This is a genomic window from Pseudoduganella namucuonensis (assembly GCF_900116645.1).
Taxonomy (GTDB): Bacteria; Pseudomonadota; Gammaproteobacteria; order Burkholderiales; family Burkholderiaceae_D; genus Rugamonas; species Rugamonas namucuonensis.
The window spans coordinates 121,921-138,851 of sequence record NZ_FPBO01000014.1 but is presented as its reverse complement, the minus strand read 5'-3'; the positions used below and the strand labels follow the sequence as shown (position 1 = coordinate 138,851).

13 protein-coding genes are annotated in these 16,931 nt (G+C 66.8%); 7 read left to right on the top strand and 6 right to left on the bottom strand.

The annotated features are described in order from the left end of the window. Positions 1 to 82 precede the first annotated feature (82 nt). From BM436_RS37890 to BM436_RS16435, 3 genes are read left to right on the top strand one after another with little or no spacing between them, the layout of a single operon-like run. The gene (locus BM436_RS37890) at positions 83 to 1,423 is read left to right on the top strand and encodes a glycosyltransferase (RefSeq protein ID WP_229490363.1); all 1,341 of its coding nucleotides are present in this window, start codon (positions 83 to 85) and stop codon (positions 1,421 to 1,423) included. Next, complete coding sequence (locus tag BM436_RS16440) at positions 1,413 to 2,177, top strand: WecB/TagA/CpsF family glycosyltransferase (RefSeq protein WP_093556615.1); 765 nt, start codon at positions 1,413 to 1,415, stop codon at positions 2,175 to 2,177. Before BM436_RS37890 ends, BM436_RS16440 begins: the two co-directional genes overlap by 11 nt. Further along, a complete protein-coding gene (locus BM436_RS16435; RefSeq protein WP_093556614.1) occupies positions 2,174 to 2,458 on the top strand; it encodes a hypothetical protein in 285 nt (94 codons plus the stop codon). Before BM436_RS16440 ends, BM436_RS16435 begins: the two co-directional genes overlap by 4 nt. 136 nt (positions 2,459 to 2,594) lie before the next feature. Here BM436_RS16435 and BM436_RS37560 read toward each other — a convergent pair whose 3' ends face one another. Both BM436_RS37560 and BM436_RS16425 read right to left on the bottom strand, forming a co-directional pair. After that, complete coding sequence (locus BM436_RS37560; RefSeq protein ID WP_143133180.1) at positions 2,595 to 4,037, bottom strand: hypothetical protein; 1,443 nt, start codon at positions 4,035 to 4,037, stop codon at positions 2,595 to 2,597. 465 nt (positions 4,038 to 4,502) lie between these two features. Continuing rightward, positions 4,503 to 5,255: a polysaccharide deacetylase family protein gene (locus BM436_RS16425; protein WP_093556612.1), complete on the bottom strand. Its 753-nt coding sequence runs from the start codon at positions 5,253 to 5,255 to the stop codon at positions 4,503 to 4,505. 288 nt (positions 5,256 to 5,543) lie between these two features. On the opposite strand from BM436_RS16425, the gene BM436_RS16420 reads away from it, so the two are divergent. Further along, positions 5,544 to 6,350: a Crp/Fnr family transcriptional regulator gene (locus BM436_RS16420; RefSeq protein ID WP_093556611.1), complete on the top strand. Its 807-nt coding sequence runs from the start codon at positions 5,544 to 5,546 to the stop codon at positions 6,348 to 6,350. Between the two features lie 62 nt (positions 6,351 to 6,412). On the opposite strand, the gene BM436_RS16415 is transcribed toward BM436_RS16420, so the two are convergent. Together BM436_RS16415 and BM436_RS16410 are read right to left on the bottom strand one after the other, a co-directional pair. After that, a complete protein-coding gene (locus BM436_RS16415) occupies positions 6,413 to 8,383 on the bottom strand; it encodes a family 43 glycosylhydrolase (RefSeq protein WP_218164876.1) in 1,971 nt (656 codons plus the stop codon). Between the two features lie 57 nt (positions 8,384 to 8,440). Next, positions 8,441 to 11,590, bottom strand: a complete 3,150-nt coding sequence (locus BM436_RS16410) for a TonB-dependent receptor (protein ID WP_093556609.1) — start codon at positions 11,588 to 11,590, stop codon at positions 8,441 to 8,443. Between the two features lie 469 nt (positions 11,591 to 12,059). On the opposite strand from BM436_RS16410, the gene BM436_RS16405 reads away from it, so the two are divergent. Beyond that, on the top strand, positions 12,060 to 13,454 hold the full coding sequence (locus BM436_RS16405; RefSeq protein ID WP_093556608.1) for a glycoside hydrolase family 88/105 protein: 1,395 nt from the start codon (positions 12,060 to 12,062) through the stop codon (positions 13,452 to 13,454). 48 nt (positions 13,455 to 13,502) lie between these two features. Here BM436_RS16405 and BM436_RS16400 read toward each other — a convergent pair whose 3' ends face one another. Next, positions 13,503 to 14,423, bottom strand: a complete 921-nt coding sequence (locus BM436_RS16400; protein ID WP_093556607.1) for a CopD family protein — start codon at positions 14,421 to 14,423, stop codon at positions 13,503 to 13,505. Next, a complete protein-coding gene (locus tag BM436_RS16395) occupies positions 14,424 to 14,795 on the bottom strand; it encodes a copper resistance CopC family protein (protein WP_229490361.1) in 372 nt (123 codons plus the stop codon). It abuts the gene before it with no gap. Between the two features lie 263 nt (positions 14,796 to 15,058). On the opposite strand from BM436_RS16395, the gene BM436_RS16390 reads away from it, so the two are divergent. Continuing rightward, positions 15,059 to 15,919, top strand: a complete 861-nt coding sequence (locus tag BM436_RS16390) for a GNAT family N-acetyltransferase (RefSeq protein ID WP_371859645.1) — start codon at positions 15,059 to 15,061, stop codon at positions 15,917 to 15,919. Between the two features lie 2 nt (positions 15,920 to 15,921). Continuing rightward, positions 15,922 to 16,863 carry a 2-hydroxyacid dehydrogenase gene (locus BM436_RS16385; RefSeq protein WP_093556605.1) on the top strand — a complete coding sequence of 314 codons (942 nt, stop codon included), beginning with the start codon at positions 15,922 to 15,924 and terminating at the stop codon, positions 16,861 to 16,863. The last annotated feature ends 68 nt before the right edge of the window (positions 16,864 to 16,931 follow it).

Below are 16,931 nucleotides of genomic sequence, written 5' to 3'. Positions count from 1 at the left end.
GCACGCAAGCCCGCGCGCACCGGCAAGCGTCAAATGAAGGTGCGCGCCCGCGCCAGCAACCAGGGATATGGAGACCGCCGACATGGATCTCGCCAGCCAGCCCGGATTGACCATCCTGCTCGTTCACAACAACTACCAGCAGCGCGGCGGCGAGGACGTCGTCGCCGAGGCCGAGGCCGAGCTGCTGCGCGCCGCCGGCCACGAGGTTTTCCTGTACCAGCGCCACAACGACGAACTGAAATCCATGCCGCCGCTGGCTGCCGGCCTGTCCGCCCTGTGGCCTCGGCGCGCGGCGCGCGAGCTGGCCGGCATGTGCGACATCGTCCGGCCCGACCTGATCCACGTCCACAACACCTTCCCGCTGATCGCCGCCGCGCCGCACTGGGCGGCCAGGCGCCGCGGCATCCCCGTGGTGCAAACCCTGCATAATTTCCGTCTGCTCTGTCCCCAGGCCATGCTGCTGCGCGACGGGAAGATATGCCGCGACTGCGTCGGCCGGCTGCCCTGGCGGGCCGTCGCGCGCTCCTGCTATCACGACTCGCTGCCGCAGTCGGCGGCCGTCGCGGGCGCGCTGGCCGCGCACCGGCTGGCGGGCAGCTACCGCCATCCGCGGCTGCACTTCATCGCGCCCAGCCGCTTCAGCCGCGATCAATTCATCGCCGGGGGCCTGCCCGCGTCGCGCCTGCACGTCAAGCCGAATTTCGTGACCCCGGCCGGCGCGCCCGACTGGCGCCACCGCGCGGGCGGCCTCTATGTGGGCAGGCTGGCCGAGGAAAAAGGAGCGCGCGTCCTGGCCGCCGCCGCCCCGCTGCTGCGCGCCGCGAACGTCCATGCCGCGGGAGTGGACGCATATGCGTGCGGCGTTGCCGACGCACTGGCGACGGCCTCGCCACCGGCTGCGGCCGTACAGCCGGTGCCCGCCGCATCGCCAGGCGCCGGGCGCGGGGAAGCCAGCGCTCTCGGCGGGCCCCTGCTCCGCATCGCCGGCGACGGGCCGTTGGCGCCCGAACTGGCGCGGGCCTGGCCCGGCGCCATGCTGGGCCGGCAGACGCCCGAACAGGTCCGCGCGCTGCTGCACGGCAGCCTGTTCCTGGTCGCCCCGAGCATCTGCCTGGAGACCTTCGGCCTCTCGGCGGTGGAGGCCTTCTCCTGCGGCACGCCCGTCATCGCCAGCGCGCACGGCGGGCTGGGCGAACTGGTCGAGGACGGGGTCACGGGGCTGCATGTCAAGCCGGGCTGCGCGGCCGACCTGGCCGCCAAGATCGCCTGGGCCTGCGCCAACCCCGAGGCCATGCTGCGCATGGGCCGGACGGCCTACGCGCGCTACCTCGCCCACTACACGCCGGAACGCAACCTCGCCACGCTGTTAAGGATCTACCACGCCGCGCTGTCGGCACAACAAGGAGAGCGTCATGAAGCATGATTGCCAGCCCGTACTGGGCGCCCGCATCAGCGTGCTGGGCTGGGACCAGGCGATTGCACAGCTGCTGGACTGGGGCGCCCGGCGCGCCATGCGCTATATATGCCTGTGCAATGTGCATTCGGTCGTCACCAGTTCGCGCAATCCGCAGTTCCGCTCCGTCATCAACAACGCCGATCTGGCCGCGCCCGACGGCGCGCCGGTGGCCTGGGCGGTCGGGCGCCTGGCCGGCCGCCGCCAGGAGCGCATCAACGGCCCGGACCTGATGGAACGCTACATGGAAGCGGCGCAGGAATGCGGCCAGAGCATTTACCTGTATGGCGGCAGCGAGGCGACGCTGGCCGCGCTGCAGCAGACGATACGGCGGCGCTACCCCCGCCTGCGCATCGCCGGCGCGCACGCGCCGCCGTTCCGCGCCCTGAGCGCCGAGGAGGACCAGGCGGCGGTGGACGCCATCAACGACTCCGGCGCCAACATGGTGTTCGTGGGCCTGGGATGTCCGAAGCAGGAATTGTGGATGGGCGCGCACTGCGGCCGCATCGCCGCGCCGATGGCCGGCGTGGGCGCGGCCTTCGACTACCACGCCGGCCTGCTGAAGCGGGCGCCGCCATGGTGGCGCAGGCACGGACTGGAATGGCTGCACCGCCTGGGCCAGGAACCGCGGCGGCTGGCGCGGCGCTACCTGGTCACCAACACCCTGTTCATCGTGGGCATGGCGCGCCAACTGTTCGCGGGGCGGGTGGACGGGCCGCCATGAACGGCGAGCCGCACAGCCGGAATGGCGACGACAACGGCAAGCGCAACGGCGACTACGATCCCAACCGCCTGCTCGATCACATCGTGGAAAAGTTGCAGCTGAAAAACGACGCCGCGTTATCTCGGCTACTGCAAGTGGAGGCGCCCACCATCAGCAAGATCCGGCACCGCAAGCTGCGCGTGGGCGCGGGCATGCTGCTGCGCCTGCACGAGGTCAGCAACCTGAGCATCCAGGAACTGCGTGAACTGATGGGCGACCGGCGCCGCCGCCTGCGCGTCTAGCGCGTCCCAACGTCCCCTACGTCCCCAACGGAAGCGCCCCGCCGGTCTCGCGAACGAGACGGGCGGGGCGGCGGTCACCGCGCCACGAGGCCACGGTGTTGGATCAGCCCTGCATCGGCACTACATCAGCCGCGCATCAGCCACGCATCGGGTGCGGGTACTTGTACGGCACGTAGCCGGGCTTGGGCGACAGGAAGTAGTCGCGGCCCTGCTGCACCGAGGCCGGGCACGAGTTGGAGATGCCGTTGCTCGTGTAGCCGTTCTGCGGGTTGGCCGAGTTGTTCCAGATGTACGCGGAACGGATCTGGTCGCGGCCAGGGTAGGTTCCGCAGCCGAAGCCCTCGGTCATCAGTTCGATCGTGCGGCTGATCGTCGCGGGGGCCGTGTTATTGAAGATCACGCCATCGCCGCCGCGAATACCCACCGCGGTGCGCTGCAAGCCGCCGGAGATATTCGTGGAGAACTCGTTGTTGTAGATCTCGTAGCTGCGCGACCCGCGTGGCGAGGACGACAGCCCGTGCACGTCGGCCATCGCGTAGTCCTTGGCCGGGTCCGTGCCCACCACCTTGTTGTGACGGAACACATAAACCGAGCCGTTGTTCGACGCGATGTTGTGGCGGTTGCCCGAGAAGTAGTTGTCCTCCACGAAGACCGCGTTCGCCGAACCCAGGCTGAGCGCGGGCCACGCGCCGCCGCCGTACACCACCACGCCATAGCCGAGGTTGCGCAGTTCGGGGCTGTAGTTGTTGATGAAGTTGTTCTTGTAGATCACGCCGCGCTGGTTGGGCGCGTCGCCCACGTACACCGCGCTGAACACGAACTTGGTGAACTTCGAGTCCGACACGCGGAAGTCGCGGCAGCCGTTCAGCAGGCCCAGGCCCTTGTCCTGGATGCCGCCATTGCCGTTGCCCACCATGGTCATGCCCGAGAAGCCCACGGCCTGGCCGTTCGAGCAGTTGAACGCCACCAGGTAGGCGGTGTTCGACACCGCGCCGACTCGGCGGATGATGGTCTTGTCCTGGCCCGCGCCGCGCAGCGAAATGCCGCCCGGTACGGTCAACTGGCGGGTGCCCCAGTTGCAGTCGCCGGCCGGAATCGTAACGGTCGTGCCCGCGCCAGCGGCCGCCACCGCCGCCGCCACGGCCGCGTAGCTGCAGCTGGTGGCGCTCACGGTCGGCCCCGAGGGAACCGGCGTGGGCGTCGGTGTTGGGGTTGGCGTCGGGGTTGGCGTCGGCGTTGGCGTTGGAGTCGGCGTCGGAGTGGGCGTGGGCTCACTGCATTCATACGGGTTCCAGAAGTAGGTGCTGATGGTTGGATCCCAGCCTGGATTCGCGTGCTCGGCGATGTAATACTTGCCGTTGGTCGGATAGACCACGACGTCGCCCACGGCGTACTGCTTGCTCCACGTCCAGGTTGGGAAGTCGCAACCCTTCGTGGGGGTGGTCGGCGCCGGCACGGTCGGCGTGCAAGAGTACGGATTCCAGAAATACGTGCTGATGGTCGGATCCCAGCCTGGATTGTCATGTTCGGCTATGTAGTATTTGCCGTTGGTCGGATAGGTGACGATGTTGCCGGTCACATACTTCGTTCCTCCAACCCATTTCGGAAAACTGCAGGACGCCGCCATTTCCGTCGTCCCGCCCATCTTGGCCAGCAGCACAGGATCGGTGGCGCCTGAAGCGCCAGGCGCCTCGCCGCCACAGCCAACCAACAGAATACCGGCGTTAATCGAAATCGCTGCGGTGGCAGCCCAAGAAGTTAGTTTACGTTCAACCAAAGTAATTCCCCTAATAAAATTGATTTGCATAAAAAATTACGCGGAGTAATTTTGATGCGGGTCAATATTAAGGGCATTTCTTTGGTGATTACAAGAAAAATTTCACATTGTGAAATATCCATGGAATTAATACAAGGCGGACACTGCCGTTATTTTCTTGTATTGGCTACCACAAATATTTACTTCAAGAACTTTCATTCGCAAAATTTGGCTTCTTTTGACGTAATTTGTAATTAAATTGAATAACGAAGCGCGATCTTTAAAGAATTACAAAACTCCTTTCATATTTTCAATAAAGTATCTTTCCGCCAATTCCCTATTGCTGAGTCTGTTTGAAGTTTTTACGGACCCCGACACGTGGGAAAGGAAATTTTCCATCTCCGACCACGAGTTATTGCTGTCGAGGTCGGCTGTATGCGCCCACAAATGAAACACCCGATTATGTGTTTCGGCGATTTCAAAGCATTTATACAGCCGAGCTCGCCAATCCGATGAGCGTAAAAACGCCGCCAGGCAGCGACGGCGATGCAGCCACCGTCCCCCGCTGGCGAAATTGCGCATGTATACATCCCGTCCGTGCGGATAGAACTGGCAGCTGGTCGCCATCTCGTAGCGGCCCGGCCCGGCGTCCAGGCACAGATTGACCGTGGTGCGCGCATAGGCGAAGCCGGCGGCGCGCACCATCCGCAGGTGCACGCGCCGGTAGCGCCCGCCGGGATAGCAAAAGCCCGACACCGGCCGGCCCAGCATGTCCTCCAGCGCATGCTTGCCCCAGAAGATTTCCTGCGCCGCCCGCGTGGCGTCGACCCGGGTCAGGAATTGGTGGCTATAAGTGTGCGAACCGATCTCGAAGCGGCCCGCGAGCTCCCGGAGCGCGGCTGGCGCCATCACCGGCGAGCCCTCCCGGTTGACGATGGGCACGTAGAAGGTGCCGTTCAGCCCGTAGCGCTCCAGCAGATCCGCCAGCCGCATGTCGGAGGGATGGCCGTCATCGATGGAGCAAGTGAATATGGCGCCCATGTGGCGGCCCTCCTCTCGGTATCGCGCGCCCGCGCGCGCCTGATCACTACGCTAGCAAGGCTCGCTCGCGCCGGAATGACGGGCGACATCGGCCGGGGGCACGAATGTCAAAGCGTGCCGCGCGACCAGCACCGACGGCTTATCTCGTCAAATGTGATTTTTATGCAAATGTTAGCAATATTGACATTGAGTAAAGGGCTACGTGAAAGCGATGCTACCTTGTTAACTGCCCCCTCCTCCGTCCGGTCCATTCCGATCGCCACACCGACAATTTTGCTGGAGAAATGCATGTCCACCCCGACCCTCTTATCCGCGAGCTCGACCACATCGGCGTACGCGCCCCGCTTTGCCGATCCCCATGGACATCACCATGGCCGCCACAGTTCCAGTTTCACGGAACTGTGCGAACTACTGCGTATCGCCGACCAACTGGAACACGACGGCGAGGAGACCCGCTTCGGCCATCTGCAAGTGCATACCGGCCAGCGCGTGCACCTGATCGGCCAGGTCTGCGACCGGCTTTACGCGGTCCAGGCCGGCTTCCTGAAGACGGCCGCCATCGATGAACAGGGCAAGGAACAGATCATGAGCTTCCCCATGCGGGGCGACCTGATCGGCGTCGACGGCCTGGCCAGCAGCCGCCACACGCTGGAAGCCGTGGCCCTGTCCGATTGCGAACTGATCGTGGTGCCGCTGTCGACGCTGAGCGCGCTGGGCCGTGCCCACGCCGGCCTGCACATCGCCGTGTGCAGCGTGATGGCGCGCGGGCTGGCCCGCAACCAGCTGGTGATCGGCATGCGGGCCGGACTGAACGCGCACGCGCGCATGGCGCGCTTCCTGCTGTACCTGGCGGAGCGCCACGCGGCCAGCGGCTACAGCGCCAACAGCTTCACGCTGCGCATGCAGCGCGCCGACATCGCCAATTACCTCAGCATGGCGATGGAAACCGTGAGCCGCACCTTGAGCACGCTGGCCGCGCGCGGCCTGATCGGCATCAACCGGCGCACGGTGTGGATCAAGGCCCCGGCCGCCTTGCGCACGCTGAAGCACCTGCCACGCGCGCAGCCCGAGAAGAAGCGCGCCCGGCGCGGATAGCTCCCGCGAAAAAACGCGGCGCCGGCGCTCGCGCGCCGGGCCGCGAAGGGAGTCCTGCGAAATCAGTCCGGGAGACGGGAAGTCATGGCGGGCGCATCGCCCTTCAGGCGCACCAGCGTGGTCGCGTCGCGCTCGGCGCGCAGCCAGCCGCCGGACTCCGTCAACTCCACCACCTGGATGGAACTGCGGCGCTGTTCCGGACCGTCCAGCTTGGCCTGCTCGCCGCGCCGGCCCGGATGCGTGAAGTAGAACAGCCAGGCCCTGCCGCCGCTCACCACCACGTCGGCATGGCCGCCGATCACCTGGTCGTCCTCGCCCTGGCCGGGCGCCTGCAGCAGGTTGCCGGCCTGGCGCTGCCAGTTGACCGCGTCGCTGGACTTGTAGACAGCCAGGCCCTGCCACACGTCGGTGATCATCCACCACAGCCCGCGCCACTGGAACACCTTGGGACCTTCGCCGCCCTGGTCGGCCACGGCGCGGCCGCGATCGGTCCAGTCCGTCAGGTTGGCGCTGTCGGCGTAATAGATCGATTTCTTGTCGGCCTCGTTGTTGTACCACATGCGCCAGAGGCCGTTCGGCAGCCGCGCGACGCAGGCGTCGATCACGCGCTCGGACGCCAGCTTGACCAGCTTCGCCCCGCCCCAGTTGCGCAGGTCGCGGCTGGTCAGGTGCACCATGTGGCGCGGATGGTCCCAGTCCGTGTACACGCCGGGCACCACCGTCAGGTACATATGATAGACGCCGTCGTCGCCGCGGATGATCTCGGGCGCCCAGTGCGTCGCGTCCTTGCCGCCCAGCTCGGGCGGCAGCGCGATGTCCGCGACGCCGGAGTAGGTCCAGCTCGCGCCCCCGTCGGCGGACTCGGCGATGCCCAGCCGGGTGCCGTGCACCCACGAGACGCCGGGCAAACCCTGGGTTTTCGCGCGGCGGTTGGTGTAGAACATCCACCAGCGGCCGCGCTCGGCGTTCCACACCACCACCGGGTCGGCCGCGCCGTCCTCCACCGGGTCGCGGAACAGTGGCTTGGACGCCGCCTGGCCGCGGTCCGCGACCGGCTCGCCGAAATCGGGCGTGCCGTCCGCGCGCCAGTTGATCACCTGGGCGCGCGTGTGGCGGTTCTGGTCCAGCAGCGAGTCGCCGACGATGTCGCGGTAATCGCGCGCGTGGTAGACCAGGATGTCGGTCTTGCCGTCCGGCGTGGTGGTGAAGGAATTGTGGCCGGGGCCGTACTGGCCGTTGGCCTCGCTGCTCTTGAACACCGGCACCGGCGACTTGCGCCAGGAGGCCGCGTCCAGCAGGTTGGCGTCCGCCTTCGCGGTCAGCATGCCGAGCGCGTAGTTGGCGTCGGTGGCGCTGGCCGAGTACGTCAGGAACACGCGGCCGTTGCGCACCAGCACCGAAGGCGCCTCGTTGACCGCGTGTTTGACCTTTTCCCAGCCGTATTCGGGACGGCTAAGCAGCGCGACCGGCCCCTTGATGGACAGCGGCGTGTCCATTTGCGCCAGGTAGATGTTGGTGCCGTGCTCGTTCGGCGGTGGGGCGACCTGCGTCCACGAGAGGTAGCGCTTGCCGTCCAGCGCGAAGGTGGTGGCGTCCAGCGAGAAGCTTTCCCAGCCGGTCTTCAACTGGCCGCGCTCGATCCACTGGCCCTCCAGCGGATTGGCCGCGCTGTTTTCCAGCACGTACAGCCGGATGTCCCAGTGCGCGTCGGCGCGGCCCGCCGTGAAATAGATGTACCACTTGCCGTCGATGTGATGCATCTCCGGCGCCCAGATGTGGTAGCTCATGGGGCCCGAGGCGTGCTTGCGCCACACCACCTCGGCCTTCGCCTTGCCCAGCTCGTTGAGCGAGCGGACGCGGCGCAATTCGATCCTGTCGTACTCCGGCGCGGTGGCGGTGTAATAGTAATAACCGTCGCTGTGCAGGGTCACGTGCGGATCGGCCCGCTTCAACACCAGCGGGTTGCCGAACACCGGGGCGCCCGAATCGGGCGCCGCCGGCGCGGCCCACGCCGCCCCCGCGAACAAAGTCATCAATAGCCCTGCGGACAGGGAAACCAAGGGGGCGGAGAGGCGTGTCGTCATCGTTTATCAGTTTTTGTAGGAAACACTCAGGAAATACCGGCGTCCGGACCATGCGAGTTCGTTCACACGGAACAGGTCGCCGGCGTCGGTGATCTGGGCCTGGTCGGTCAGGTTCTTGCCCTCGATCGAGAAGGTCCAGTTCTTGTCAAGACGGTACTGGAACTTCGCGTCCAGGAAACCGGTCTTTTCGGTGAAGTTCGGATTGCCGCTCACGTCGTTGCCGCCGGTGTAATAGCGGTCACGGTAATTGTAGGCGATCCGCGCGTTCACCTTGTCCAGGTCGTACCACAGGCCCACGTTGTAGCTGTTCTTCGACAGGCCCGGGTATGGCAGCACCGAACCGTCCAGGATGTTCAGCCGCTCCGTGCCCGGCGCGTATTTGTAAGTCATGCGGGTGTAGTTGACGTCGCCGCCGAAGCCGCCCAGCCAGCCGGGCAGGAAGGTGAAGGCGGTGCGCGCCGTCAGCTCGATGCCCTTGGTCTTGGCGCCGCGGCCGTTGATCGGCTGCGTCACGTCCCACAGGCGGCCGTCCTTGAACAGGTTCACGCCCTTGACCAGCGTGCGCTCCAGGATGTAGCTGGAGATGTCCTTGCCGAACAGCGCCATGCTGATCTGGGAATCCTGGCTTGGATAGTATTCCACGCTCAGGTCGGTGTTGGTGGCGCGGAACGGTTTCAGGTCGGGATTGCCGGCCGTGCAATCGTCGGAGCCGTCGCCGCCGAACTGCACGCTGCCACTGTTGAGCGTGCAGGTCGCGTTGGGCGCCAGCAGGTCGATGCGCGGACGCGCCATCACCTTGGCCCAGCCCACCCGCACCAGCAAGGCGTCCGGCACCACCCACATCATCGCGTTCGCGCTCGGCAGCACGTCGTGGTAGCTGTTGTTCAGGCTCAGCACCTCGTTGGAGATGATGTAGTCGGTGAACGTCGACGAACCCGGCTGGTTCGCCACCCGCACCTGGTTGCGGTACGAACCGGTGGCGGTGTTGCGGGTGTTGGTGTAGCGCGCGCCGACGTTGCCGCTGACGCCCAGGCCGAACACCTCGCTCTCCCAGTCCAGGCGGGCGTAGCCCGAGCGCACGCGCTCGTCGGCGGCGAAGGCCGGCAGTTGCTGGTACATCTTGCCGTCGCTGCCCAGCGCCTGGTACAGGCTGTCGTGGTTGAACTTGGACGTGTCGAAGAACGGCGCGGCGGCCGCGTAGCTCGGCGACATCCAGCCGGCCGGCATGCCGCTGACCTTGTCGTAGCCGTCGAAGAAGGTGCCGGGCGAGCGGCCGCTGATGGCCGAGATCAACTGCGCCATGCCGGCCGCGTTGGTGTACTTGGTCGAGAAGCTGGAGTTCAGGTAGGACTGTCCGTCCGCCGCGCGCTGGGCGCCGCCGGTGTACAGCGGATCGTAGACCAGCGTCTGGTTGACGTTCGCGGTCAGCACGCTGACGTCGTCCGCCGTCGAGGCCAGGTTGGCGCCGTTGCTGGCCAGGTAGCCGCCGCCGTTGTACTGCTTGGCGGTGGACTTGCGCATCTGGCCGCCGAACCACAGCTTGGTCAGGATGCCCTGGTCCACGCGGTATTTGCCGTCCAGCTTGAACTGGTCTTCCGTGTTCTTGGTTTCGGAGGGGCGGTACTGCAGTTGGACCTGGGTGTAGGAGCTCGGGCTGTCCGGCGAGTAGGCGCTCGGGAAGGTGAAGTGCGGCAGCCCCTGCTTGTCCAGGTTGACCACCAGCCCGGGCGCGTTCTGCGTCGCCACCACACTGTTGCTGTTGCTGCTGTAGTCCGAACTGGACTTGACCAGCAAGCCTTCCAGTTCCAGGTTGTCCTTCTTGTAGTTGAAGCCGCCGGAAGCGTACTTCGATTCGATGTTCAGCGCGAAGTCGCGCGCCTGGGTGCTGAACGCGCCCTGTCCGCCCTGCCCCGCCAGGTTCAGGCAATTGCCCGCGGTGAACTGGGTCACGTAATGGTTCTCCACCACCATGCCGGCCGGCAGGCCGGTGGTCGGCGCGGCGACGCAGGTGCCCGCGGCGCTCTGCACGGCGGTGGCCTGGTTGTACACCGGGGCGTTGCCCGCGTTGGCCAGACGGTTGACGTTCTCGAAGGACGTGCCGAAGTTGCGGTCGTTGAGGCGCTGGTCTTGTGTGTTGGCCTGGTAGCTGGCCCAGGCGCTCAACTCGTTGCTGAATTTATACTGCGCCGTCAATTCGGCCGACGAGCGCTCGTGGTCGCGGGTCCAGATGCCGTAGCGCGAAATGCCGGGGTTGTAGTCGAACCACTGCTGCTGGCAGGCGGTGCGCTGCGCCGCGGTCAGCGTGCTGGCGCCGCAGCCGGCCTGGCTGGTGATGGCCGCCGCCACCGGATCGCGGCTGGTGATGGTCTTCTCGGCCGAACCGTCCCAGTCGCGCAGGAAGCGCCACGAGGTGTTGCGGGCGTAGTCGTTGCGGGTGAAGACCTTGTCGTAGACGATGTTGGCCATCAGGCCCAGCTTGCCGTCCAGGTATTTGTCGGCCAGCAACAGGCTGACGCGCGGCTGCACGCCGCCGCGGCTGGACGATTGCTCGGCCGAGACGGTGGTGGCGACGGTCGGCTTCTTGAAGTCCAGCGGCTTGCGCGTCTTGATGCTGACGGTGCCGCCCACGCCGCCCTCGGTCATGTCGGCGGTCACGCCCTTGTACACGTCGATCGACGCGATCAGCTCCGAGGCCAGCTCGCGCAGCTCGGCGCCGCGGCCGGCGCCGCCGTTGGTGCCCAGCACCGACATGCCGTTGATCTCGATGCGGTTCAGGTCCGGCTCCACGCCGCGGATGGAAACCTGCGAGCCCTCGCCGAACTCGCGCGACAGCTGCACGCCGGTGATCCGGGACAGCGCCTCGCCGACGTTCTTGTCGGGGAATTGATTGATATCCTCGGCCACCAGCGAGTCCGAGACGGTGGCGTTGCGGATCTTGCGGTCGATCGCCGAGGCGACCGATTTGCGGGTGCCCACCACCATCACCACGTTGTCCTGCGAGGCCGGCGCCGCGGCGGCCGGTTTGGCCTCCTGGGCGGCCTGGGCCTGGGTTTCCTGGGCGGCGGCGCCCTGCGCGGCGAGCAGCGACGCGATCACCAGCAGCGCACCGCTATTCAGACGTATGCCCGAGCGGGCGGCGTTAAAACGTTCACTCATTTTCAAACTCCTCCGTGTGTCGGCCTTTGATCGGCCTGTCCATTTTTTGACCAACTTTCAGATTGCATTCTATGTGAGCGATGATCGGATTTTTTCGCGTCCGCCGAAAGAATCACAATGATGATCAGTTGCCGCTCAAACCACTTTCCGAAAGAAACCCAACCTGGACAAGGCTCGCCGCGGTGCGGCATAATAAAAGCCGGAACGACGAAGAATAATATAAACCGTTTATAACGTTATTCCCCATACACATAAAGCACGCCGCCCCGAGGGCGCGCGCGTGCCGAGGCCATATGATGCTCATTCCCGGCCAATACGTACAATCACATTAAGTTATCGACCGATACCCGATGCGGTATCCCGGCTGAACCGCCGGTGAGCGAAATATTCAACATATTGATTGGTTTGAGCGCGCAAGTGGCTCCACAATGTGAGCCTTGCACCATCCCCAAACGAAGGAGACACGTTGATGAAGTTTACGATGCCACGCCGTTCCATGATCGGCATGCTCATAGCCTGCCTGTTGCCGGTCGCGTTCAACGCATCGGCGCAGCGCGCGCCCACCGCGCAGGAAAAAGGCCCGGCCGCCAAGGACAGCCTGCTGCACGAACTGGTTGTGCAATACCCGACCCCCTACCAGGCGCCCGAGGCGGCCGACGTCAAGGCGGTGCTGGACCGCGTGTTCAACTATCTGGACAGCGTGACCCCGGCCAAGGTTATCAACAAGACCACCCACGCCGAGATCACCGACATCGCCGCCGGCGATCCTGACGCGGTGCTGATGCCGGGCGACTTCCGCCTCACCAGCTACGAGTGGGGCGTCACCTACAGCGGCATGCTGGCCGCCGGGGCCGCCACTGGCGACAAGCGCTACACCGACTACGCCTTCAAGCGCATGCAGCTGCTGTCCGACCTCACCAAGGTGTACTACCCGCGCGTCAAGGCGGACCGCCAGAACAGCGCCGCGCCGATCAAGAGCTTCCTCAATCCGCACGCGCTGGACGACGCGGGCGCGCTGTGCGCCAGCTTCATGCAGGCCAAGCTGGCCGGTTCCACCACCGACTTCAGCACCATGCTCGACATCTGCGGCACCTTCGTCACCAAGAAGGAATACCGCCTGGCCGACGGCACCTTGGCGCGCAAGCGTCCGCTGCTCAACACCGTCTGGCTGGACGACATGTTCATGGGCGTGCCCACCATGGCCTACCTGGGCAAGACCACCGGCGAGCGCAAGTACTATGACGACGCCGTCAAGCAGGTGCTGCAGATCTCCAAGCGCATGTTCAATCCGCAGCTGGGCATCTACATGCACGGCTGGGTCGAGGGCATGAAGGACCACCCCGAGATGCACTGGGCGCGCGCCAACGGCTGGGCCGTGATGGCCATGGTCGAAGTACTGGAGGTGCTGCCCAAGGACCACCCGGGCTATCCTAAGGTGCTGGCGCAACTGCGCGCGCACATCAAGGGCCTGGGCTCCTACCAGTCCAGGATCGGCTCCTGGCACCAGCTGCTGGACCGCAACGACTCCTACCTGGAAACCTCGGCCACCGCCATCTACGCCTACGCCATCGCGCGCTCGGTGAACCGCGGCTATGTGGACAAGGAGATGTACGGCCCGATGGCCATCCTGGCCTGGAACGCCGTGGCCAACAAGGTCAACGCGAAGGGACAGGTCGAGGACATCTGCGTCGGCACCGGCATGGCCTTCGACCCGGCGTTCTACTACTACCGCCCGGTCAGCACGCTGGCCGCCCACGGCTACGGCCCGGTGCTGCTGGCCGGCGCGGAAATCACGACGCTGACGAAGAACCACAAGTTCGGCCTGAACGACAGCGGCTTCATGTACCAGGGACCGCGCCAGTAAGCTCCGCCACGGTCCCGGCGCCCGCCGCGCGGGCGCGGCGGCGTCTCCTCACCCGGCGGCCGGCGGCTGCTGTCCGACCAGGGCGGCGGCGGCCAGCATCGCGCCGATCAGCACCGCCGATTCGATCCGCAGCACCGCCATCGCCGGTCCCGGGCTGTCGCCGCGCGCGGCGGCGGGGAATCCAGCCATCTTGTTGTAGCCGCCCAGCGCGATCGCCACCCCGACCAGCACCAGTTTGACGATCAGCGCCGTGCCATAGGGATTGCCGATGGCGGCGGACGGCGCGCCCAGCGCGTGCCAGGCGTTGTACAGGCCGGTGGCGACGATGCCCACCAGCGCCGCGGCGGCCGTGTCGGACAAGGGCCACAGATAGCGGCACAGCGGCCGGTTCGGCGCGACCGTGGCGAGGCCCGCCTGGCCGCGCGCGGCGGCCGCCCGCGGCAGCACCACCCAGGCCGCCACCGCCACGCTGCCCGTCCACTGCGCGATCAGCAGCAGATGCACGTATTCCACCAGGATGCCCAGGCTGAACAGGCCCTGCTCGGCCGCGTGGCTGTTGGCGACGCGGCTGGCGGCATAGGCCAGCAACAGCGCCGACGCAGCGCCGTCGAAGCCGCGCCACGACGGCGCCAGCCACGCCAGCGCGGCCAGCACCGCCAGCGCCGCCAATCCCGCCTGCCCCGCCTTGCCGAACGCCGTCTGCGTCAGCAGCAGGCGCAAGGCTTCACCGGATTCCAGCAGCGGCGCGCCCGCCATGGCCGCCGCGGCGGCCCACAGCGCGGCGGCGGCGGCCACCATGCACAGCGGCGCCGCCCAGCGCAGCGACGCCAGCAAGCGGGCGCCGGCCGCCGCGCCCCAGCCGTCATGCCGCCGCAGCCACCAGCGGGCCGTCAGCGCGCCCACCATCCAGGCCAGCGCCAGGTTCAGCGCGAAAGTGGCAAGGCACTGCAACAGCGCGGGCGTGTCCAATCACTTCACCGTGAAGCCGAACTGCCCGGTGCGGCGATGCCCGTCGGGACCGACCGCCACCCAGCGCACGCTGTAGGCGCCCGCCGCCAGCGCGGGCAACTCCAGCTTCATCAGCAGCGGATTGGCGGCGTCCACCTGCGCCTTGCCGGCCGCGATATCCTTGCCGCCCGCCTCCAGCACGGCGATGGAGCTGAACGCCGGCTCCACCTTCTCGTTGAAGGTGAGGACGATCTCGCGCGGCGCCTGCTCCAGCACCGCATTGGCGGCCGGGTTGGAATTCTTCAGCGCGGCGTGGGCGGCGGCCAGGGGGCTGGCCAGCGCGCCGGCGGCCAGCATGGCGGCCAGCGAGAGGGTATGCAATCGTTTCATCATGATGGTTCCTTGTCGTGTCGGGAAGTGTACGCAGGAGACACGATAATCCCTTCCCCCATGGTAAGGTCAAGCCCTTTTCGCCGCCGCGCGCACACTTGACAGGGATGGGAAAAAACACCGTCCGTTTCGGCACAAAGTGCTGAAACGGCGGGCCTCCCCGGGACTTACTTGCGTTCTGTTTTCAGCGCTGGCGCGGGCCGCGCGGGCCGCGGTAGCATGGTCGCATGCCGTGCCTGGAACACGGCTCGAACTGGAGGAAGAACGTGACAACCAAAAAAGCAGCAGCGGCGCTGCGTTATCGCCGCATGACGGAGGACGATCTCGACGCGGCGCAGCGATTATCGCTGTCGGTGCGCTGGCCGCACCGCCTGGAGGACTGGCAGTTGATACACCGGCTCGGCACCGGCTACGTGGCGGAGGACGAGACAGGCCTGGTGGGCACCGTGATGTGCTGGAGCCATGGCCAGGAATTCGCTTCGCTGGGCATGGTGATCGTGGCCGAGGCCTGGCAAGGCAACGGCATCGGACGCAAGCTGATGGCGCTGGTGATGGCCGAACTGGGCGAACGCACGGTGCTGCTGCACGCCACCGAGGCCGGCAAGGCGCTGTACGAGAGCATGGGCTTCGAAACCATCGGCGCGGTCGAGCAGCACCAGGGCACGGTGTTCAATTCGCCCTTGATACCGCTGCGGCCGGGCGAACGCATACGGCCGCTGGGCTCCCGCGACGGTCCGCGCCTGGCGGCGCTGGCCGCGCGCGCGGCCGGCATGCCGCGCGCCACCGTGCTGGCGGCGTTGCTGGAAGTGAGCGAGGGCGTGGTCATCGACCGTTACGACGAGGTCATAGGCTGCGCCCTGTTGCGCCGTTTCGGCCACGGCTACGTGATCGGCCCCGTGATCGCGCCCGACATCGAGCGCGCCAAGGCGCTGATCAGCCACTGGACCGGCACCTACGCCGGCGCCTTCATCCGCGTCGACGTGGCCGGCGACTCCGGCCTCGGGCCCTGGTTGACGGAACTGGGCCTGATGCAGGTGGACAGGGTGCTGGCCATGGCGCGCGGCGAGGCGCCGCTGCACGACGCCAGCGTGCGCCAGTTCGCCATCATCAACCAGGCGCTGGGCTGACCATGAGCGACACCCCGCCTTGCACTTTCGTCTACAAGGCCGACCCGGTGCGCGGCGCCGAATGGCGCGGCCTGTTCGCCGAGCTCGCGCCGGAGGTCGACTTCCGCATCTGGCCCGACGTCGGCGACCCGGCACGGGTGCGCTTCCTGGCGGCCTGGCAGCCGCCCGCCGACCTGGCCGCCTACACCGGCCTCGAGCTCTTGTTCTCGGTCGGCGCCGGCATCGACCAGTTCGACCTGGAGGCGCTGCCGGCCGGCCTGCCGCTGGTGCGCATGGTCGAACCGGGCATCGTCGGCGGCATGGTCGAATACGCGACCCTGGCCGTGCTGTCGATACACCGCGACTGGCAAACCTACGCCGCGCAGCAGCGCTGCGAGGTCTGGCGCGCGCTGCGGGTGCGTCCGGCCGCTTCGCGCCGGGTGGGGGTGCTCGGCCTGGGCGTGCTGGGCAGGGCCGTGCTGGCGCAGCTTCGCGGCCTGGGCTTCCCCTGTTCCGCCTGGAGCCGCTCGCAGCACGACGTGGAAGGCGTGGACTGCTACGCCGGCGACGCCGCGCTGCCCGGCTTCGCCGCCCGCTGCGACATCCTGGTCTGCCTGCTGCCGCTGACGGACGAGACCCGCGGCATCCTGAACGCCCGCCTGTTCGAGCGCCTGCCGGCCGGCGCCGCCCTGGTGCATGCCGGCCGCGGCCCCCATCTGGTCCAGCAGGATCTGCTGGACGCGCTGGACAGCGGCCAACTGGCGCGGGCCGTGCTGGACGTGTGCGATCCCGAACCGCTGCCGCCCGGCCACCCGTACTGGGAGCATCCCGCCATCATGCTGACGCCGCACATCGCCAGCATGACCCAGCCCGACAGCGCGGTGCGCGCCGTGCTGGAGAACCTGCGGCGGCACCGGGCCGGCGAGCCGCTGGAGGGCCTGGTGGAGCGGCGGCGCGGCTATTGAAGGCCCCGCGGGAGGGGAAAAGGGGCGCGGCACAAAATGCCGCTGCCACCCGAAATACGCAACTTCCG